This is a genomic window from Micromonospora tarapacensis, from assembly GCF_019697375.1.
Taxonomy (GTDB): domain Bacteria; phylum Actinomycetota; class Actinomycetes; order Mycobacteriales; family Micromonosporaceae; genus Micromonospora; species Micromonospora tarapacensis.
In genome coordinates this window covers 1,051,307-1,070,586 of the sequence record NZ_JAHCDI010000004.1, presented here as the reverse complement: position 1 = coordinate 1,070,586, position 19,280 = coordinate 1,051,307, and the positions used below count along the sequence as shown (strand labels likewise).

At 70.1% G+C, this 19,280-nt stretch carries 14 protein-coding genes and 2 pseudogenes; 6 read left to right on the top strand and 10 right to left on the bottom strand.

What is annotated here, in order from left to right; all coding sequences use genetic code 11:
- Positions 1-58: 58 nt before the first annotated feature.
- Positions 59-1,789 (bottom strand): 2-isopropylmalate synthase, encoded by a 1,731-nt coding sequence (locus KIF24_RS10740; RefSeq protein ID WP_221083910.1) that lies wholly within the window; start codon positions 1,787-1,789, stop codon positions 59-61.
- Between the two features lie 87 nt (positions 1,790-1,876).
- Positions 1,877-2,296, bottom strand: coding sequence for a hydroxyisourate hydrolase (locus KIF24_RS10735; protein WP_221083909.1), 420 nt, complete (start codon positions 2,294-2,296; stop codon positions 1,877-1,879).
- Between the two features lie 154 nt (positions 2,297-2,450).
- On the opposite strand from KIF24_RS10735, the gene KIF24_RS10730 reads away from it, so the two are divergent.
- Positions 2,451-2,612 (top strand): hypothetical protein, encoded by a 162-nt coding sequence (locus tag KIF24_RS10730; protein WP_221083908.1) that lies wholly within the window; start codon positions 2,451-2,453, stop codon positions 2,610-2,612.
- Positions 2,613-2,758: 146 nt separating this feature from the next.
- Here the strand turns inward: KIF24_RS10730 and KIF24_RS10725 are convergent, their stop codons facing one another.
- A complete protein-coding gene (locus KIF24_RS10725; protein ID WP_331461076.1) occupies positions 2,759-5,338 on the bottom strand; it encodes an ATP-binding protein in 2,580 nt (859 codons plus the stop codon).
- Positions 5,311-5,970 (bottom strand): annotated as a pseudogene (locus KIF24_RS10720) (AfsR/SARP family transcriptional regulator); the annotation flags it as partial. The pseudogene KIF24_RS10720 and the gene KIF24_RS10725, both read right to left, overlap by 28 nt.
- A 396-nt stretch (positions 5,971-6,366) precedes the next feature.
- Between KIF24_RS10720 and KIF24_RS35005 the strand changes: the two are divergent.
- The 4 genes and pseudogenes from KIF24_RS35005 to KIF24_RS10705 form a co-directional block, all read left to right on the top strand.
- A pseudogene (locus KIF24_RS35005) lies at positions 6,367-6,630 on the top strand (3-hydroxyacyl-CoA dehydrogenase family protein); the annotation flags it as partial.
- A complete protein-coding gene (locus KIF24_RS10715) occupies positions 6,594-7,616 on the top strand; it encodes a 3-hydroxyacyl-CoA dehydrogenase family protein (protein WP_331461075.1) in 1,023 nt (340 codons plus the stop codon). The pseudogene KIF24_RS35005 and the gene KIF24_RS10715, both read left to right, overlap by 37 nt.
- Positions 7,613-8,965 (top strand): crotonyl-CoA carboxylase/reductase, encoded by a 1,353-nt coding sequence (ccrA, locus tag KIF24_RS10710; RefSeq protein WP_221083906.1) that lies wholly within the window; start codon positions 7,613-7,615, stop codon positions 8,963-8,965. Before KIF24_RS10715 ends, ccrA begins: the two co-directional genes overlap by 4 nt.
- Positions 8,962-9,726 (top strand): thioesterase II family protein, encoded by a 765-nt coding sequence (locus tag KIF24_RS10705; protein ID WP_221083905.1) that lies wholly within the window; start codon positions 8,962-8,964, stop codon positions 9,724-9,726. The genes ccrA and KIF24_RS10705 overlap by 4 nt, the downstream gene beginning before the upstream one ends.
- 70 nt (positions 9,727-9,796) lie before the next feature.
- On the opposite strand, the gene KIF24_RS10700 is transcribed toward KIF24_RS10705, so the two are convergent.
- Positions 9,797-10,531 (bottom strand): helix-turn-helix domain-containing protein, encoded by a 735-nt coding sequence (locus tag KIF24_RS10700; protein ID WP_221083904.1) that lies wholly within the window; start codon positions 10,529-10,531, stop codon positions 9,797-9,799.
- Positions 10,532-10,755: 224 nt separating this feature from the next.
- Here KIF24_RS10700 and KIF24_RS10695 point away from each other — a divergent pair, with 224 nt between their 5' ends.
- Positions 10,756-11,427: a DUF4097 family beta strand repeat-containing protein gene (locus KIF24_RS10695; protein WP_221083903.1), complete on the top strand. Its 672-nt coding sequence runs from the start codon at positions 10,756-10,758 to the stop codon at positions 11,425-11,427.
- A gap of 163 nt (positions 11,428-11,590) precedes the next feature.
- Here the strand turns inward: KIF24_RS10695 and KIF24_RS10690 are convergent, their stop codons facing one another.
- From KIF24_RS10690 to KIF24_RS34395, 5 genes are all read right to left on the bottom strand, one after another.
- Entirely contained in the window at positions 11,591-12,823 is a 1,233-nt protein-coding gene (locus KIF24_RS10690) for an acetylornithine transaminase (protein ID WP_221083902.1), read from the bottom strand.
- Positions 12,807-13,574, bottom strand: coding sequence for a thioesterase II family protein (locus KIF24_RS10685; protein ID WP_221083901.1), 768 nt, complete (start codon positions 13,572-13,574; stop codon positions 12,807-12,809). The genes KIF24_RS10690 and KIF24_RS10685 overlap by 17 nt, the downstream gene beginning before the upstream one ends.
- Before the next feature lie 115 nt (positions 13,575-13,689).
- Positions 13,690-15,036, bottom strand: coding sequence for a lysine N(6)-hydroxylase/L-ornithine N(5)-oxygenase family protein (locus tag KIF24_RS10680; protein WP_221083900.1), 1,347 nt, complete (start codon positions 15,034-15,036; stop codon positions 13,690-13,692).
- A 164-nt stretch (positions 15,037-15,200) separates the two neighbouring features.
- Positions 15,201-15,743, bottom strand: coding sequence for a DUF1579 family protein (locus KIF24_RS10675; RefSeq protein WP_221083899.1), 543 nt, complete (start codon positions 15,741-15,743; stop codon positions 15,201-15,203).
- Between the two features lie 122 nt (positions 15,744-15,865).
- Positions 15,866-19,099, bottom strand: a complete 3,234-nt coding sequence (locus tag KIF24_RS34395) for an AMP-binding protein (protein WP_331461074.1) — start codon at positions 19,097-19,099, stop codon at positions 15,866-15,868.
- Between the last annotated feature and the right edge of the window lie 181 nt (positions 19,100-19,280).

Genomic DNA, 19,280 nt, shown 5'->3' with positions numbered 1-19,280 from the left:
CAGACGCTACGGACGGCCGCTGTCGTACCCCTATCGCCGCGCCATCCGCCGATCGCTCTCACCCCACCCGGGCATAGCTCCGCGCGAGAGCAGGTGCCGGCTCCTGTCTCGGCGCCGATGCCTGCGGGGTCCGACCGACCCGGGCGACCGCCGAGCGCACCGCGGCCGAGACCGCCGCCGGCAGGTCGGCCTCGATGCCGGCGCCCCACAGCGTTTCGTCGCCGACCCGCAGCTCCGCGTAGACGACCAGGCCGGTCGAGTCGGCCAGGCCGGTGCCGGTGCGGTGCACCGCGCGCACCTCGACGCCCCAGCGGGCCAGCGCCCGCCCGATCCGTTCCAGTTCGTCGGTGCGCTGCCCGCCGACGGCGAATGCGGCGCCGTCGACGTGCAGGTACGCGGCGACCGGACGGGTCCTCGCCAGCGGCACCACCATCAGCGACCGGGACACGTATTCGTCGCGGAACAGGGCGCACACCCGCTCGGGGTCGATCTCACCGCCCTCGGCATCGGCGTAGGACTGCACCAGGCTGGCGAACTCCATCTGCAGCTCCCGCGGCGGGTGCAGCCCGAGCCGGGAACTCAGCACGTACGCCAGCCCGCCCTTGCCGGACTGGCTGTTGATCCGCACCACGCTCTCGTAGGCGCGGCCCACGTCCTGGGGGTCGATCGGCAGATAGGGGATCTCCCAGGCGACCTCGTCAACCGGGGTGCCCTGCTCGGCTGCCACCCGGCTCTGCTCGGCGAATCCCTTGTTGATGGCGTCCTGGTGGGAACCGGAGAAGGCGGTGTAGGCCAGATCCCCAGCGTACGGATGCCGAGGGTGCACCGGCAGATCGGTGCAGTGCTCGACGGTGCGCCGGATCCGGTCCAGACCGGAGAAGTCGATGCCCGGGTCGATGCCCTGGCTGAACAGGTTGAGCCCGAGCGTCACCAGGTCGACGTTGCCGGCCCGCTCCCCGTTACCGAACAGGCAGCCCTCGATGCGCTCGGCGCCGGCGAGCACGGCCAGCTCGGCGGTGGCCACCCCGGTGCCGCGGTCGTTGTGCGGATGCACCGACAGACACAGATGCTCGCGCCGGCTCAGCTGCCGGTCCATCCACTCGATCCGGTCTGCGAACACGTTGGGCATGGTGCGTTCGACGGTGGTCGGGAAGTTCAGGATGATCGGCCGGCCGGACTCGGGCTGCCACACGTCCATCACCGCCTCACAGACCTCCAGCGAGAAGTCCGCCTCGGTGTCGTTGAACAGCTCGGGCGAGTACTGGTAGCCCAGATCGCAACCGCCGAGACTCTCCTCGGCGTACTTCATCATCAGCTGCGTGCCGTGCACGGCGAGTTGCCTGCACCCGTCGCGGTCGACGCCGAGCACCATCCGGCGAAACAGCGGCGAGGTCGCGTTGTAGAGGTGCACGGTGGCGCGGGGCGCGCCGACCAGGCTCTGCACGGTCCGCCGGATCAGGTCGTCGCGGGCCTGCACCAACACCGTGATCCGTACGTGGTCGGGGATCAGTTCCTTCTCGATGAGCAGGCGCAGGAAGTCGTGGTCGTCCCTGCTCGCCGACGGGAAGCCCACCTCGATCTCCCGGTAACCCATCTTCACCAGCAGCCGGAACATGCTCAGCTTCCGCGCCGGACTCATCGGGTTGACCAGCGACTGGTTGCCGTCGCGCAGGTCGGTCGAGAGCCAGCGGGGGGCCGCCGCGATGACCCGATCCGGCCAGGTGCGGTCCGGCAGCGGATCTTGGACGGCTGGCCGGTAGCGCTTCACCGCGTTGCGAAAGGAATGCATGGGTGTCCTCCTTGATCATCGCCGCAGCACGACGGCCGCTGCGGCGCCTTCGTCACGATGGCGCGCGGGGCGCGACCGTGGTGGATGTCAGCTGCGCGCATCGAGGAATATCGAGCAGGAGTACGGCGCCAGCAGTACCTGGATCTGGCAGGCGTCCGTGTCGTCGAGGAGACCGACGACGACCGCGATCTCGGGGTAGACGGCGCCCACTCCGAGGTTGGCGAAGTAGGAGCCGCTGTCGAAGACGACGCGATAGTCACCCTTGCCCAGCCGGTTGTTCGCCCAGTCGCGGATGCGGCCTTCTTCGTCGGTCGCCGCACCGGCTACCGGCTCCCAACCTTTCGGCGCACGTCGTTCCAGCCGTGCCGGGACTCCGACTGCGGGCCGGCCGTAGACCACATCAAGGGCTTGCGCGGTGACCTTCATCGACTTCTGCTCCTGTTCAGCCCGCGACTGCGCGGGCGGCTGGTTGCGGCGATCATCGAATGGACCGCTATCGCCATGCATTCAAATGTCTATCGTCGCGACCGTCACCGACTATCGGGGGCAGGAAAGAACTTCGATAGTGCATCAATGGATCTGGGCCATAACTTCGTTTCCAGAACCGCTGCCGCACCACTGCCAAGGCAGCCGGTAATCCGCTACGAAACGAGGATTCACCATGCGTTCGACTGCTGCACACATCGCCAAGGCCATTGTCGCCGGTTTGTTCGGTATCGGGCTCGCCCTCGCCGGCACCGCCGCCGCACACGCCGACGCCTCGCACTCCGCCGGCGAGACGACCGTGAACTCGACCACGGTGAACAACTGGCCCTGGACCTGATCACCGCCGCACCGGCACACGGTGACTCACATAAATGCGAATTCGGGCTGCCGAACGACAACCATAGCCAGTCGACGGTATGCAGGCGATACGCCTGCATACCGTTTTCGCAGTTCCGCACCCCGGCTGGACCCCTGCGGAAGAAACTACTTCGCGGTCATCTTCGGATGAGCCGGCGTGGCCGACGCCTCACGTTCCGCCGGCTCGGCGAACGGCTGGTCGCCGTCGCCTGCCGCCGCGTACGCCTCGTCGAGCATCACCAGCACCCGCGCCTCGAAGGTCGGCGCCTGGATGCTGCGGAACAGGCCCAGGGCCCGGTGCAGGTGCACCACCGCCTGCGGCGCCCTGCCGACCGCCAGGTCCAGCTCCCCCAGGCTGCGCTCGACCCGCGCCTCGATCATCCGCTCGCCGGTGCTGGACGCCAGCGCTCGCGCCGCGTTGAGCGCGGTGCCCGCCTGCTCGTGATCGCCGGAGCACAGGTAGGCCAGGCCCAGTCCGTGCAGCGCGTACGCCTGGCCGATCGGATCACCCAGGTCGCGGACCACGGCCAGGGTCTCGTCGAACGCCGTCACGGCCGCCGCGTGATCCCCGGCGCTCAGGTTCGCGTCGGCCAGCCGGTGCAGCACCTGCGCCTCGATGCGCCGGCTGCCGGCCCGCCGGCTCAGCTCCAGCGCGCGTGGCAGCATCCGCTTGGCCTCGTCCGGGTTGCCGCGTTCCAGCGCGGTCTGCGCCATGCTGTTCAGCACATAGGCCGCCGCGGTCAGGTCACCGGCGGCGAGCAGTACGGCCAACGCGCTCTCGTAGCGGCGCGTCGCGTTCTCGAAATCGCTGGCGATCCGGTCCAGGTAGGCCAATTGGCGGCTGACCAGGGCAGCACCGTGCTCGGCGCCGAGCTGGTTGAACAGCAGCTCGGACTGCTCCAGGCTCTCTCGCGCGTCGTGGAAACGTTTCTCGACGATGCCCAGCGAGCCGGTGGAGTAGAGCATCACCGCCTCGCCGCGCTGATCGCCGGCGGACCGGCACGCGGCCAAGGCCACCCGGTGGGTCTCCCGCCAGTCGTCGAGATAGATCCGCGACTCGAACAGGGTCACCGCGGTGAACGCGAGGTCCCAGCACAACTCGACCAGGCCGGCCTTGACGGTCTGACGCACGGCGGCGACCACGTTCAGGCGCTCGCGCTCCAGCCAGCTCAGCGGATCACCGATGACCTGCACCACCACCTCCGGAGCGAACGTCCACCGCTCGGCCTGGCTGTGCACCTGCGGGGTGTCACCGCCGTGCAACCGCCCGTGCGCCTGCTCGGCGAGGAAGAGAAGCGCGCCGAGCACCCGCGACAGCGCCGCGCTGCGGTCGGCCGCGACCTCCTCCACGGCCAGCCGTTCCCGGGCGAACACCCGGATCAGATCGTGGAACCGGTATTGGGTGCGCACACCTCCCTCGGTGCCGGTGATCTCGACCAGTTGCGCGTCGACCAGCTCGTCCAGCAGGTCCTGCGCGTCGACCAGCGGCTGGTCGAGCAGCGCGGCGCTGACCCAGCCACCGAAGGCCGGGAAGTCGAGCAGGGCCAGCCGGCGGAACAGCCGGCGGGCGTCCTCGGCCAGGTTGTCGTAGGTGTGCGAGATGCTCACCCGGATTCCGAGGGCGCCATGCTTGAGCTCGTCGAGTCGGCGTGATTCGTTCTCCAGACGGCTGGCGAGCTGCTCCACCGTCCAGTGGGGACGAGCCGACAGCCGCGCGCCGGCGATGCGCAACGCCAACGGCAACTGCCCGCAGAGCTCGGCCAGTTCGGCCGCCGCGCCGGCCTCGGCCTGCACCCGGTCGCCCCCGGCTATCCGCGACAACAGCGCGATGGACTGGGCGGAGTCGAAGACATCGACCTCGATGTGCACGGCGCCCGGCAGTCCGGCCAGGCGCCGCCGGCTGGTGACCAGCACCGCGGAGCTGGGGTTGCCGGGCAGCAGCGGCAGTAGCTGCGTCTCGCTGCCGGCGTTGTCCAGCACGACCAGGATGCGCCGGTCGGCCAGCAGGTCGCGGTACATCTCCGCGCGCTCCTCCAGCTCGTCCGGGATCCCGTTGCCGGGCACGCCGAGGGTACGCAGGAAGCGTTCCAGCACCTGGGTCGGGCTGGCCTGCCGGGATGCACCGCCGTGCAGGTCGGCGAAGAGTTGGCCGTCGGGATAGCGCCAGGCGAGCCGGTGCGCGACGTGTACGCACAGCGAGGTCTTGCCGATGCCGGGCTTACCGGCGACCACGACGACCGGCACGGCCAACTGGGCCGGATTCTCGGCAGCCTCGGCGAATCGTTCCTGGATCTCCTGGACCTGTTCGGTGCGGCCGGTGAAGTCCGCGATGTCGGTGGGCAGCAGGCTCGGGCCGCCACCGCTGACCGACAGACCCGGTCCGAGCCTGTCGGCCGACAGGCTGGGGCCGCCACCGCTGACCGACAGGTTCGGGCCATCGCTGTCGGCCGGCGGGCTCGGGCCGCCGCCCTGACCGACAGGCTCGGGCCGACGGCGTTGGGCGCCGCCTGCTCGGCGACCTCGACGGGCGGCGGGATCACCACCGGTTCGGCCGCGACGGGCAGCCCGACCTCGACCGTCGCCCGGGCCAACGGCGCGCTCAGCCCCACGTCGCAGCCGAGGATGGAGCGCTCCAACCGCTGCAACCGCTCGCTGGGCTCCAGGCCGAGATCCTCGATCAGGATCCGGCGGGCCGAGCGATAGCACTCCAGCGCCTCGGCCTGCCGGCCGGACCGATAGAGCGCGAGCATCAGCTGCCCGCGCAGCCGCTCGCGCAACGGATGGGCGGCGACCAGCCCGGTCAGCTCGGCGATCAGGTCACCGTGCCGACCCAGGGCGAGCTCGAAGTCGATGCACTCCTCGGCGGCGGTCAGCCGGCGCTCGACAAGCCGGTCGGCGGCCGCACGCAGCGGCTCGCTGTCCAAGCCCTCCAACGGCTCGCCGCGCCACATCCGCAGCGCCTCGCGGTAGAGCCGCACCGCCTCGTCCTTCTCGACGGCCGCGCCCGCCCGGGTGAGCAGCGACTCGTAGCGCTGCAGATCAACCTCGTCGTGGGGCACCTCCAGGACGTATCCCTGGTGGCGAGTGACGATCGCCTCCGGTCGCCCATTGGCACTCAGCAGCCGACGGAGCGCGGAGACGCAGATCTGCACCTGCGCACGGGCGCTGATGGGCAGCCGCTCGCCGTAGACCGCGGTCACCAGTCGCCCGACCGAGATCACCCGGCCCGGTTCCAGCGCGAGGCTGGCGAGGACAATCTGCTGGCGATGGCCCCCCAGGTCGAGGCGGCGCCCGTCATCGTCGACCGCTTCCAGCGGACCGAGTACACGGAACTCCATCAACCCGCCTACCCTGCGCCACCATGGCGTATTCGTCCCGATAGGGTAACCATGCTCACGGCTTGTCGACGCCTGTTCTTCGAATCAGCACATTTGCCCCATTTTCGATGTCCGAACCACAATGGACTTCTCCACCGTGTGTCACATTGAGGTTACGAACGCGTCCACGGCCGCCGCTACCCGCGAACCGGAGCCCTTCGTCCAATCACGACTGCCCGTTCAATCGATTGTGCAGCGGCAGACGGTGTGGGTCCGCTGGCACGCCCTCTTTCCTGCTCAGTGATTCACAGCAGTGAACCTCAATGGAGACCGTCGAACCCTTAGGAGCCCCGGATTTTCCGCCAGGTGGAGAAAAGGGGTGCCACCGGCATCAGACACGCTCTTAGCGTTGCGGGCATGCAGGATCAAACGGCGACAGCTCTCGTGGTGCAGTATCTCAATCGCGCGGCCGCTCACTACGGTGACGGTCACGTGACCCGCGACGATGTCGACACGGCGATGCGCCTCGGCTGCGGCCTGCCGCGGGGTCCCCTCGCTCACCTCGACGAACTCGGCATTGACGTAGCCCTCGCCATGCTCGACGACGCCGGGGTCCGGCCTGCAGCGGTCCTCATCCGGATGGCGTGCGACGGCCGGCTCGGCCGCCGCGCCGGCCGCGGCTTCTACGACTACGACCGACCGGACACCGCCGAGCCGGGCGCCGGGTGGGAATCCGGGCCGCCCGGCGGCCGCCTCCGCTGCGCCGCCTCGGCGTTGTCGGGTCGGGCACCATGGCACGCGGGATCGCCCAGGTCGGCGCCGTCGCAGGCCTGCACACCACGGTGGTGGCCCGGACCGATGAACGGGCCGCTTTGGTCCGCGCGCAGATCGACCGGTCGCTCTCCGCCGCGGTGTCGCGCGGCCGCCTCGACGAGCCGGCCCGGATGGCGGCCGACGAGCGCCTGACCACGTCGGCAGACCACGCCTCGCTCGCCGGCTGCGATGTCGTCATCGAGGCGGTGGTCGAGGACGCTGACATCAAGCGGCAGGTCTTCGCCGCGCTGGCCGCCACCTGCCCGGCCGGAGCGGTGCTCGCCACCACCACCTCGAGCCTGTCCGTCGCCGCATGCGCGGCCGCTGCCGGTCGACCCGCCGACGTGCTCGGTCTGCACTTCTTCAACCCGGCACCGGCGATGCGGCTGGTCGAGATCGCCGCCACCGCTACCACCTCGGCGGACACGCTGGCGACGGCGCACGCCCTGGTACGGCGCCTGGGCAAGGTCTCCGTGCGCAGCGCCGACCGATGCGGATTCATCGTCAACTACCTGCTGTTCGGCTATCTCAACGGCGCCATCACCGCTCTCGAACGCGGCGAGGTGCAGGCCGAGGAGTTCGACGCCACGATCCGAGCCGAGTTCGGCTACCCGATGGGCCCGTTCGCGCTGCTCGACACCATCGGACTCGACGTGTCGCTGGCCATCCTGCGCCGGCTCCACGACGAATTCGGCGAGACCTGCTTCGCTCCCGCGCCGGCCCTGGCCGCACTGGTCGCCGCGGGGCGGCTGGGCCGCAAGACGGGCACCGGCTTCCTGAGCGAGATTCCCCGCGCCCGGGAACGGCAGCCGGCGATGGCCGGCACCGCTGCCGTCCCAGGAGGTACCCGATGAACGCGAACTTCGCCGAGGCTGTCGTCGCCGCGCCCGACGCCGCGGCGGTCGCCGCCCTACCGGTGCCGGAGTACTACCGAGGGGCCGTGCTGCTCGAAGAGGACCAGCACATGTTCGACGACATCCCGATCGCCGAGCGTGAACCGGCCAAGGCCCTGCACCTGCGAGACGTGCCGACCCCGGAGCCAGGGCCCGGCGAGGCGCTGATCGCCGTGATGGCGAGTGCCGTCAACTACAACACCGTGTGGAGCGCACTGTTCGCACCGGTACCGACGTTCGGTTTTCTGCGCCGCTACGCCCGCACCGGGGATGTCGCTGCCCGGCACGCCCAGCCGTACCACGTCATCGGCTCCGACCTGGCCGGCATCGTCCTGCGCACGGGGTCGGGCGTGCAGCGCTGGCACCCGGGCGACCGCGTGGTCGCGCACTGCCTGTCGGTGGAGCTGCAGCACCCGGACGGTCACGACGACAGCATGCTGGACCCCGAACAGCGCATCTGGGGGTACGAGACGAACTTCGGCGGGCTCGCGGACCTGGCGCTGGTGAAGGCGAACCAGCTCATGCCGAAGGCGACGCACCTGACGTGGGAGGAGGCCGCGTCGCCGGGGCTGGTCAACTCGACCGTCTACCGGCAGTTGGTGTCGCCACACGGTGCGGGCATGCGCCTCGGCGACAACGTGCTGATCTGGGGCGCGGCCGGCGGGCTCGGCTCGTTCGCCGTGCAGTACGCGCTGTGCGGCGGTGCCACTCCGATCTGCGTGGTCTCCAGCGCCGAAAAGGCCGAGGTGTGCCGGCGCATGGGCGCGGAGGCGGTCATCGACCGAGAGGCCGAGGCCTACCGCTTCTGGCGCGACGAGACCACCCAGGATCCGCGCGAGTGGCGCCGGTTCGGCCAGCGCATCCGCGAGCTCACCGGAGGAGAGGACGCCGACATCGTCTTCGAGCACCCTGGGCGCGAGACGTTCGGCGCCTCCGTCTATGTCGCCCGCCGCGGGGGCACGGTCGTCACCTGCGCCTCGACCAGTGGCTACGAGCACCAGTTCGACAACCGCCACCTGTGGATGAATCTCAAGCGCATCGTTGGGACGCACTTCGCCAACTACCGCGAGGCCTGGCAGGCCAACCGGCTCGTCACGCGGGGCCGCATCCACCCGACGTTGTCCGTCGCCTACCCGCTCGCCGACGTCGGCCAGGCCGTCGACGACCTGCACCGCAACCGGCACCAGGGCAAAGTCGGCGTGCTCTGCCTGGCACCGGCCGAGGGCGGCGGTGTCGAGGACCCTGGCCTGAGGGAGCGGCATCTGACGGCGATCAACCGGTTCCGGCCGTCGGCCGGGTGCTCGGCATGAACGGTCCCGATCCGCGCTGGGTCCGGCGATACCACCGCGGTCCGGAAGCCGGCGTCACCCTCGTCTGTCTGGCACACGCGGGCGGCTCGGCCAGCTTCTTCTACCCGTTCTCGGCGGCACTGTCCAGCTCGGTCGACGTCGTAGCCGTGCAGTACCCGGGTCGCCAGGACCGCCACGACGAGCCGCAGGTCGGCAGCGTGGCGGCCCTTGCCGCGGCGGTGGCCGAGCAGGTGGCCGCCTTCGGCCGGCGACCGGTCGCGCTGTTCGGGCACAGCATGGGCGCGCTCGTGGGCTATGAGACCGCGCTGCTCCTGGAACAGGCAGGCCACCCGCTGACGCACCTGTTCGCCTCCGGCCGGCGGGCCCCGTCGACGAGCCGGACGGAGGCCGTCCATCGGCTCAGCGACAACCGGCTGGTCGCCCACGTGCAGGAACTCGACGGTGACGCCGGCGTCGCCGACGCGCTCAACGATCCCGACGTGCGCAACATGGCGCTACCCGCGCTGCGTACCGACTACCGTGCCGTAGAGACCTACCCGGTCACCACAGGCCCGCCGCTGCGCTGCCCGATCACGGTGCTCAGCGGCCGCGACGACCCGGTGGTCAGCGCCGCCGAAGCGGCCGCGTGGAAGGGTCACACCCTCGGCCGCTTCGAGTGTTTGACCTTTCCGGGCCGCCACTTCTTCGTGGCCACCCACCGCGACGCGGTCGTGTCCGAGATCGAGCGCCGGCTGGTGCCGGTGCCGAGCGCACCCGGCTGAGGCCCCGGGGTGCGCCGTGCGAGTTGAGCACGGGCCACCCAACGCCGGATGGGCGGGAGGTCCGCGATGCTCAGCCGGCGTCGTCCCGGGTGGTCTCAAGTTTCGTGTGCAGGACTTCGCGGGCCTGATCTGCGGCTCGGGCGATGCTCTCGGAGACGAAGTCGACGAAGCGAGCGATGTTCTCCAGGCGGGTGGCGGCCGGTGTGCCGCGGCCGAGGACACCCACACCCTGCCGGGCGATCTCGCCGAGATGGGCGGTGGCTCGGGCGCTGGCCATCACCGATTCGTACAGCACGTCGTCGTCGACGACGTAGCGTTCGCGACGTCGTTCGTCGCGTTCCCGACGGACCAGGCCCTGGCTCTCCAGAAAGGCGACCGCCTTGGAGACCGACGCCGGACTGACCCGCAGGCGCCCGACCAGTTCCGAGGCGCTGAGGCTGCCGGTGTCGGTCGTGTAGAGGCAGGCCAGTGTCCGGGCCGTCATCTTGGGCAGGCCCGACTGCATGAAGACCGTGGCGAAGGTCTCCTCGTACTCCTGCACGGCCTCGGCGTCACGACCGTGCGCCTGGGGGGGTGTGTCGGCACGCCCGGGTGTGGCCTTTCTACGGCGCCGGATGCGGCGCTCGGTGGCGTGATGAGCGAGGTCGGCGCGGTAGGCGGTGGGGCCGCCGTTGCGCATCACCTCGCGGGTGACCGTCGAGGTCGGGCGGTCGAGGCGTCGGGCGATCGCCGCGTAGGCGAGACCGTCGGCCAACCCGAGGGCGATCTGTTGGCGCTCGGGTTGCGTGAGCCTGCCTCCCGGCATCGCCGCCTCCTTTCATGAATCCGTGACGGCCTCCAGCATAGCGTTCACTTCCCCTTCATTGCAACGTTCATCCCAGACGTGTTGCATTGAACGGCGGCCCATTGCAACGAAGTATGGCTCTTGACCTGCCGTTTTACCATTGAAGTGCAACCCATCTGTTGCCGGTTTGGTGAAGGCAACGTAGTGTTTCCAACATAGGAAACATCAATCAAGAGGGAGTCATGATGCAGAGGTTCGACACCCCCGCCGCGATCTCGGCCGTGCTCGACATCCCCGCGGGACGTATCCAGATCATCGCCGCCGACCGCACCGACACGACCGTCGAGATCCTTCCCACCGACGCCACCAAGTCCCGCGACGTGACGGCGGCCGAACGCATCGAGGTCACCTACGACGACGGCGTCCTGCGCCTGCAGGCGGCGGAGCCGGCGCGGCGGGTCCTCGGCTCGTCCGGATCCGTCGAGGTGACGGTGCAGCTGCCCGCCGGCTCACGGGTCGAGGCGGAGGCGGCCAGCGTCGAGTTCCGGGGCGTCGGCCGCCTCGGCGACGTCACCTTCGACGGCGCGGACGGCGCGGTCAAGCTCGACGAGACCGCGCAGGCCCGCCTGACCCTGCAGTCGGGTGACATCACCGTCGGCCGCCTGGGCGGCGCCGCGCAGATCAGCACCCAGCGGGGCAACCTGACCGTCACCGAAGCCGTCACCGGCACCGTCACCCTGCGCACCGAGCAGGGCAACATCACGATCGGCGCCGCCCGGGACGCCTCGGCGACCCTGGACGCCGGCACCACGTACGGCCGCGTCCGCAACGAGCTCAGGAACACCGACGGTGCCGCCGCCGGTCTGACCATCCACGCGACCACCGCCTACGGTGACATCGCCGCCCGCAGCCTGTAGGGACCGCCTGCCATGACCAACCCGGGGTGGCCAGGCCGAGGTGCTCCCACCTGCCGCCCTCCCCCACCCGGGCGGCGTACGCCGACACCACCGTCGGAGTACGCCGCCCGTCGGTGTCTCCAGCCATCGGTCCGGAGTGCAGGTCTGCTCCCCAGGCTGCTGCTCAGGCCGCCTCGTGCACCAGCAGCCGGGCCGGTGGCCTCGGCCCCGGGCCGGCAACCAATGCCCGCGCGAGCGCGTCGACGAAGGCGTCGGCCTGAGCCCCGGTGAGCACCAGGGGCGGTGCGACCCGAATCACGGCGGGCCGAACCGCGTCGACCAGGAAGCCGGCCGCCCGCAGCCAATCGGTCACCGCCACGGCGACCGGTTCGGTCAGCGCGATGCCGAGCAGCAGCCCGGATCCACGCACCCCGGCGATCAGCGGGTGCGCAACCGCCTCGATACCGGCGCGCAGCCGGTCGCCGACCCGCCTGACGTGGTCGAGCAGACCCATGCCGGCAATGGTGCGGATCACCGCCAGCCCGGCCGCACAACTGAGCGGACTGCCACCGACCGTCGTTCCGTGGGCACCGGTGGCCAGCAGGTCAGCTGCCGTCCCGAACGCCAGGCAGGCCCCGAGCGGCAGGCCACCACCAAGCCCCTGGGCAAGGGTGACGAAGTCCGGCGCGATGCCCTCGCTCTGATAGTGGAACCAGTACCCGGTGCGCCCGAGGGCAGTCTGTACCTCGTCGAGCACCAGCAACGCACCGGCCGCCGTACAGATCGTGCGAGCCGCCGCGAGGTAGCCGGGCGGCGGCACCACCACACCGTTCTCGCCCTGGATCGATTCCAGGATGACCATCGCCGTGGCGTCACTGACCACGGCGCGCAATGCCTCGACATCACCGAACGGGACATGTGTGACAGCGTCCGGCAGCGTCCGGAACGGGTGCGCCTTGCCGGGCTGACCGGTGAACGCCAGCGCGCCCATGGTCCGACCGTGGAAGGCCCCGGTCGTGGCGACGACCTGGGACCGTCCGGTGAGGCGCGAGACCAGGAACGCCGTCTCGTTCGCCTCAGCGCCCGAGTCGGTGAACACCACCCGACCCGGCCCGGTCAGGGCCAGCAGCAGCTCGCCGAGCAGGACGGTCGGCTCGGCCACGTCGCGGCTGGAGACGTGGCCGAGCGTCGCGGCCTGCGTGGACACCGCGTTCACGACGGCCGGGTGGGCATGCCCCAGCACGTTCGCCGCGGCGCCACCCATCAGGTCGAGGTATTCCCGGCCGGCGTCGTCGGTCACCACCGCACCAGCGCCCTTGACCAGTGCCAGGCCCGGCGTGCCGTAGCTGCTCGCCGTGGTGCGCGACCAGCGTTCGGTCAACGCTCGGCGGCCACCGCCGTCAACGCGGATCGCCATTGCCGCCTCCCGGCGCCCAGATCCGTGCCAGGTCGGCCAGCAGCCTGGTCTCCTCGTCCCTGAGGTAGAAATGCCCACCGGGAAACAGCTGGAGCCGGAAGGGACCGCGCGTGACGTGCGCCCACCCCCGCATCTGGTCCGGGCTGATCGCGGCATCCTGCACACCCAGGTAGCCGAACACCGGACAGTCGAGCATGGGCCGCCGCCCGCCGCGGTAGTCGTTGACCAGCCCAAGGTCCGCGCGGATGGCGGGCAACGCGAACTCCCGTAGTTCGAGGTCGGCGAAGACCTCCGTGCGGCTCGCGTCATGGCGTACGATCTCGGCGATGATCTCGTCATCGGTGCCCGTTATCGGTGGCTGATCCACCAAGGCCGCAGGTGGAAGCCGCGCCGATACGCACAGTGCGGCCGGCGGACGCCCCCGTCGGTGAAGGCGTACCGCCACCTCGTGCGCCACCGACGCACCCATGCTGTGGCCGAACAGCACCATCCGGTGCCCGGCCAGCGCGTCCAACACGTCGGCCACGTCGTCCGCCAGGGCCTCGAGACTGGACGGAAACGGTTCAGCGACCCGGTCCTCCCGGCCCGGATATCGGACTCCGAGCACGCCGACATCCGCCGGCAGGCTCGACGGCCAGGTGCGGTACGCGCTCGCCCAACCGCCGGCATGGGGAAAGCAGACGAGCTTCGTCGTACACCCCTCACCGTCGTGGAAACGGCGTATCCACCGGTCCTTTGTCAGGGTTCTCATCCAACAGTCTCCCCTCCACACCGCGGTGGCCGCACGGAACGGCCAGTGCGGTGTCCAGAAGCGTTCTCCGGGCCGCGCCGGCTACCGCCGACGACCGACGGCGTCGCACGCCGCACTAGCGGAGACCGCCTGCGGCCCTGGCGTACATGGAGCGCTTGTCGTTCCGTCCCGTGCCCCGGGCCACGATCGAGTCGACGATCTCCCCGCTTCGTACGGCGATGTTGGACAGCAGCGAGGAGCTGAGGCCGTGGGTGTGTTCGGTGCCGCCCTGGAGGTAGATGCCGCATGGCACGTCCGGCGTGGTGGCGACGCGGTAGTCACGTTCCATCCGGAGCCGGCCGGCTTCGTCGCGCAGGCAGTGCCCGTCGAGATCACGGAGTAGTTCGGTGGGCTCCATCGAGTGGTAGCCGGTCGCGCAGACGAGGGCATCCACGTCGATGTCGACCGCCTCACCGCCGGGGCCGCCCCGTAGGGAGACACGGGTCTCGGCGCCGGCGCGTTTCACCCCGTCGACCCTCGTCAGATTGAGAAAGTGAAGCCGGTCGACGCCACGGACCTCGTCGTCGTACGCCCTGCGGTAGAGATCCCGGATCACCTCGTCGTCGACCACCGCGTAGTTCGTGTTGCGGTGATACCGCCAGAACGCCTCGCGCGTCTGTTCCGAGCCGAAGTAGTAGTCGTCGACGGCCCGGGGATCGAAGATCTGATTGGCGAACGGGGTGGCGTCGGCGATGGAGTAGCCGTAGGACGGAATGATCGCCGAGACCTCGGCATGCGGAAGCTCGTCGTAGAGGTACCTGGTGATCTCGGCGGCGCTCTGGCCGGCGCCGACCACCGCCACTCGTCGCAGGTCGCGCGGGTTCATGCGGCGGAACTTCTGCAGGAACTCCGAACTGTGCCAGACCCGCTCGTCACTCTCGACCCCGTCGAGCATCTTCGGGACCAGGCCCGTCGAGATCACCACGTTGCGGGCCTCGACCACGCGGCTGATCTGACCCGTGACATCCGCGACGGTCAGTCGCAGACGGTCCGGCGACGCCGCGGAGACGTTCGGGGCCAGGCGAAGCGAGGTCACGGCCGATCCGTACGAGACACGGCCGGCCACCCGCGCCTGAGCCCACTCGAGGTACTGGTGGAACTCCTGGCGTGTCGGGAAGAAGTCCTGGTTGTTGACGAACTGCGAGAGCCGCCCCGCCGCGTGCAGGAAGGAGATAAAGCTGAAACTCGACGTCGGATTGCGAAAGGTCACGAGGTCCTTGAGGAAGGATATCTGCATGGTCGCCGAGGGCAGCAACATGTCGCGGTGCCAACCGAAACGTGGTTGACGCTCGAAGAAGTGACTGCGGAGAACACGTTCCGGATCGTCCAGTGCGCGCTCCTCCAGGGCGATGGAAAGCGACAGGTTGGACGGTCCGAATCCGATGCCGACCACGTCGTAGATCTCATGTTCACGATTAGTCATGGATACTCTCCCGCTGGCATGGCCGCACGACGCGCTGTTCGTATATCGGCCGGCGATAGTGGCTCGGAGGGATCCCCGGCGAGCAACCGCACGCCGGGGATCCCCGCGTCAGTGAGCGAAATCCGGTACCTGGCAGGAACCGCGCAGTGGCGACGACACGTTCGTCACCGGACGCACGACGACTCGGACAACACGCTGGCTCCGCCCGCCGCAGCCCCCAGGCTGACCACCGCCTGCACCGTGAAGGCGTTCTTGGCGGTCTTCGTGATCGTGGTGGTCAGCGGAAGCGAAGTGCCGTCCGGCTGGATCAGGACGCCGGTCGAGGTGAGCACCTTCCCGACCCATCCGGGGGTCGTCTGCGCGCCGCGCTGTCCGGAGTTGTCGAAGCGATCCGCCGTGAAGAGGCCCTGCTGGGCGTCCCAACCCCAGATGTACTCCGCCGAGGCGATCGGCGTGCCCTCGATACTGTTCGTCTCCTGCCAGCGCATGAAGTTCCCGTCGAGGATGAACTTGGCGGTCGAGGAGGTGTCGAACGCCAACTGGCTGCCGTCCGGGAGGGTCGTCACCCCGGTGCAGGTCCACTTTCCGGTCAGCTTCTTCAACGGCTGGAGCGCGGGGGTCGGCGCCACCCGCTTAGCCGACGAGCCGAGCGGCTCGGTGGCCTGGGCGACGGCCGGGCTGAGCACCGCCGCGGCGAGGAGCGCCACGGCTGTGACGAGCGCTTTTGTGGAAGAGATCTTCAATGGCATAAAAGTTCCCCTATGATTGCGCGCCATCGCGATGTCGATGTCGCTGGGATGTGATCCGAATGAGCGGGCCGGTGCCCCGCTCAGACGATTGCTCCGCCCTTCGTCCGCCGACGCAGCGCGGGCCTGCTCGACTTGTTGAGGTTCTCCCAACGCTGAGACAGGCCGGCGACGCTGCGCGCGGCGAACAACGTGCGGATGGAAACTTCCAGGTGCAGCTCCGCGCGGATCAACCCGACGAGTCGGATCGCCCGCAGCGAGTTGCCCCCGAGGTCGAAGAAGTCCTCGTCGATTCCGACCCGGTCCAGTTCGAGCACGTCGGCGAAGAGCGTCGCCAGGACCTGCTCGGTGCGGTTGCGCGGCGCCCGGTGCGACCCGTCGCGGAACTCGGGCTCCGGTAGCCGGGTTCGGTCCGCCCGCCCGCCGGCCGTGACCGGCAGTCGGTCCAACACCACGAAGGCCGAGGGCACCAGGGACTCGGGCACCCGCCCGGCGACGAACCGGCTCAGCTCCTCATGGAAGGTCTCGGTGCGGGAGCCGCTGGTTCCGGCACCCGCTACGTCGCGGCCAGGCACCGAGACCACGTACGCCACCAGACGCTGCTGGCCGGTGCGGTCGGCACCGACGACCACCAACGACTGCGCGAGCCGAGGGTGCTCGGCGAGCACCTCCTCGATGTGGCCGGTGTCGACCTCGATGCCGCCGATGCGGGCCGGGACACCGGCCCGGCCCACGTATTCCAACCGGCCGTCGGCACCCCACCGCGCCCGGTCCCCGGTGCGGAACATGAGCCCGCCCGCCGGACCGAACGGACAGGCCACGAACCGTTGCGCGGTGTGCCCGGGCCGCCGGGCGAAACCGCGCGCGACCGCCGACCCGGCGACGTACAGCTCACCGACCACACCGGCCGGGACCGGCGCCAGCCCTGGGCCCAGGACGTAGCACGCGGTACCGTCGGTCAGTCCAGCGGCAGCGGCAGCGTGCCGCTGCTCGTCGGTCGTTTCGCCACGCGCCCGGATCAGCGGGGTGGTCCCCACCGGACCATGACCGTTGACGATCGACAGGCCAGGACAGGCCGCCCGAACCCGCTGCATGGCGGTCACCGCCACCTGATCGGCCGGGATCCACACCTGCCTCAGTCCCGCCAGGCCGTCGGGACGCTCGGCGGCGATGGCGGAGAACAGCTCCGCGCTCAGCCAGACCAGGGAGATCTGGTGCGCCGACCGCACCGCGACGAGCGCGTCGCCGTCCATCTCGGTCTGCTCGGCCACGATGACCCGGCCGCCGGTGAGCAGGGGCACCCACAGTTCGAGCGCGAGTGCGTCGGAGGCCGGCGAGGTGTGCCACAGGACGGTGTCGCGGCCGTCTCGCGGCCAGTGTCGGTCCAGGACGAACCGCGCCAGGTTCCGGTGGGTGACCACGACGCCCGTGTCCGGGTCGGCCGATGCGCAGCCGTACAGCACGGCGACGGCGCCGTCGGGATGCGACCAGGCCACCTCGGCGCCATCGATGGTGTCCGTTTCGAGGTCGTGGCACATCGCCACCGGCACCCGCAGATCGCCCCACGGCCGTTCGGCCGACGCGGCGCCGACGAGCAGCAGGCCCGCGCCGGACGTGTCGAGCTGGGACCTGATCTGGTCGGCCGGTAGGCCCGGGTCGACGGGCAGGTAGGCGGCACCCGCCCTGGCCACGCCCAGGAGCGCGACGACCAGATCCACCGATCGGGACATCGCCACCGCCACGACGGTCTCGGGCCCGATGCCGCGGCCTCGCAGCGCCGCGGCCACCCGACTGGATCGCTGATCCAGTTCTCGACAGGAGATCGCCGAGCCGCCGGCCACCAGGGCAACGGCATCGGGATCCCGCGCCACCCGCTGCGCGAACAGGTCCGCAATCGTCGGATCCGACGCCCTCGTGCCCTCCGACGCCGTCAGCATCCGGTCCCGCCCGGTGTCGCCAGCCACGTCCAGCGCGCCGATCGACCGTGCGCCGGCGGCGGCCACGGCCCGAATGAACGCGATCAAGTCCTCACCGATCAGGCGCAGTTCCGCCCGCGAGTAGAGGCTCGCCGCCGCGTCCAGCCGGATGAACAGGTCGCTGTCGGGCGTCCCGTCGCGGTAGACGCCGATCGAGAGCTCGTTGAAGCTTCCGGTCGTCGCCCCTGAGTAACGCGCCGGGTGGTCGGCGAAGTGGATCTGGTCGACGAACTCGATGACGTTCATGACGACACCGAAGCTTCCGCGTTCGCTGGGGGCCGCCGCGATCGCGCGCTGAATGTCCGAGTAGTGGCGAAGCGTGTGTCCGGAGATCTCGTAGGTGCCATCGACGATCGCGTCGGCCAGCTCGTCGACGGTCGCGCTCAACGGGACACGGACCCGAACCGGCACCACGTTGACGGCCAGCCCGGGGGTCGTGCCCGCGGGTCCGCTCCGGTTGCCGGTGGCCAGGGAGAGCAGGAACTCGGGAAGGTCACAGCGATGCCGCAGGAACGCCGCTGCGGCCGTGGTCAGCATCGACGACATCCACACGCCCATCGACTCCGCGGCGGTGGCCCACGCGTCGGCCTCGGCCCGCGCGACGGTCAGCGTCCGGCTGGCCATACCGATCGCGCCGGCCACCTCGGCCCAGCTGTCCGCGCTGCTCATCGGGGCGTCGAGCGCGGGCCGCAGCGCATCGGGAACGACGACCCGGGGAACCTGCGCCGGCGGGGGCGCCTCCTTCAGGTAGTCGCGCCAGAACTCGGCGTCCGCCGCGGACCGTTCCGAGGCAAGGTACTCGGTGGCGATCGCCGCGAACGACTCGACGTCCCACCGGTGCGCCAGCGCGGGGATGTCCTGTCCCCGCACCAGCGCCGTGTACACCTCGGCGAGGCGCCGCGACAGCAGGCCGCCGGCGCCATAGCCGTCGGCGATGAGGTGGTGGTAGGCGATCACCAGTAGCGACCGGTTCGCGGCGAGCCTGACCACTCCCAGCCGGAACAGGAGGTCACGCGCCACGTCGAACGGCTTGCTGATCATCTCGGCCAGGGCGTCCCGCGCGGCCTGCTCGGGATCGTCCGCGCCGACGAGGTCCAGCAGGAACGGCTGCCAGTCGCCCAGGTCCCGGGGTACCAGCTTCAGTCCGTCGCCGTTGTCGACGAAATTGACCCGCAGGATCTCCGCCTCGTCGAGGACGTGCCGGAACGCGGACACGATGGCTGTCTCGTCCAGCTCACCGGCCACGTCCCACATCGTCAGCGCGTGATTGAGCGTGGTGGACGCCATGCCGTCCGCCAGCCACAGTCCCTTATGTGCGGGCGACGCATCGAACGAGCGCACACGAATCACCCCTCAGCAATAGCTCGGGAATCAAAGAAATTCGTCAACCACCTCCCACATTCGGCGAGGTGATCCAGCTTTACAAGCCATCTGGGAAGCGGGGGCGACAATGCTTGCCACCACACCTGCCCCGTCCCGCTGGCGGGACAATCCTTCGGCATCGGAACCCAGAAGGTCCCCT

Excerpts from the sequence above, each read along its gene's own strand:
- KIF24_RS10700 (WP_221083904.1), bottom strand. The coding sequence starts at position 10,531 with ATGCCGGGAGGCAGGCTCACGCAACCCGAGCGCCAACAGATCGCCCTC.
- KIF24_RS10740 (WP_221083910.1), bottom strand. The coding sequence starts at position 1,789 with ATGCATTCCTTTCGCAACGCGGTGAAGCGCTACCGGCCAGCCGTCCAA.
- KIF24_RS10705 (WP_221083905.1), top strand. The coding sequence starts at position 8,962 with ATGAACGGTCCCGATCCGCGCTGGGTCCGGCGATACCACCGCGGTCCG.
- KIF24_RS10685 (WP_221083901.1), bottom strand. The coding sequence starts at position 13,574 with ATGAGAACCCTGACAAAGGACCGGTGGATACGCCGTTTCCACGACGGT.
- KIF24_RS10690 (WP_221083902.1), bottom strand. The coding sequence starts at position 12,823 with ATGGCGATCCGCGTTGACGGCGGTGGCCGCCGAGCGTTGACCGAACGC.
- KIF24_RS10695 (WP_221083903.1), top strand. The coding sequence starts at position 10,756 with ATGCAGAGGTTCGACACCCCCGCCGCGATCTCGGCCGTGCTCGACATC.
- KIF24_RS10680 (WP_221083900.1), bottom strand. The coding sequence starts at position 15,036 with ATGACTAATCGTGAACATGAGATCTACGACGTGGTCGGCATCGGATTC.
- KIF24_RS10735 (WP_221083909.1), bottom strand. The coding sequence starts at position 2,296 with ATGCATGGCGATAGCGGTCCATTCGATGATCGCCGCAACCAGCCGCCC.
- ccrA (WP_221083906.1), top strand. The coding sequence starts at position 7,613 with ATGAACGCGAACTTCGCCGAGGCTGTCGTCGCCGCGCCCGACGCCGCG.
- KIF24_RS10730 (WP_221083908.1), top strand. The coding sequence starts at position 2,451 with ATGCGTTCGACTGCTGCACACATCGCCAAGGCCATTGTCGCCGGTTTG.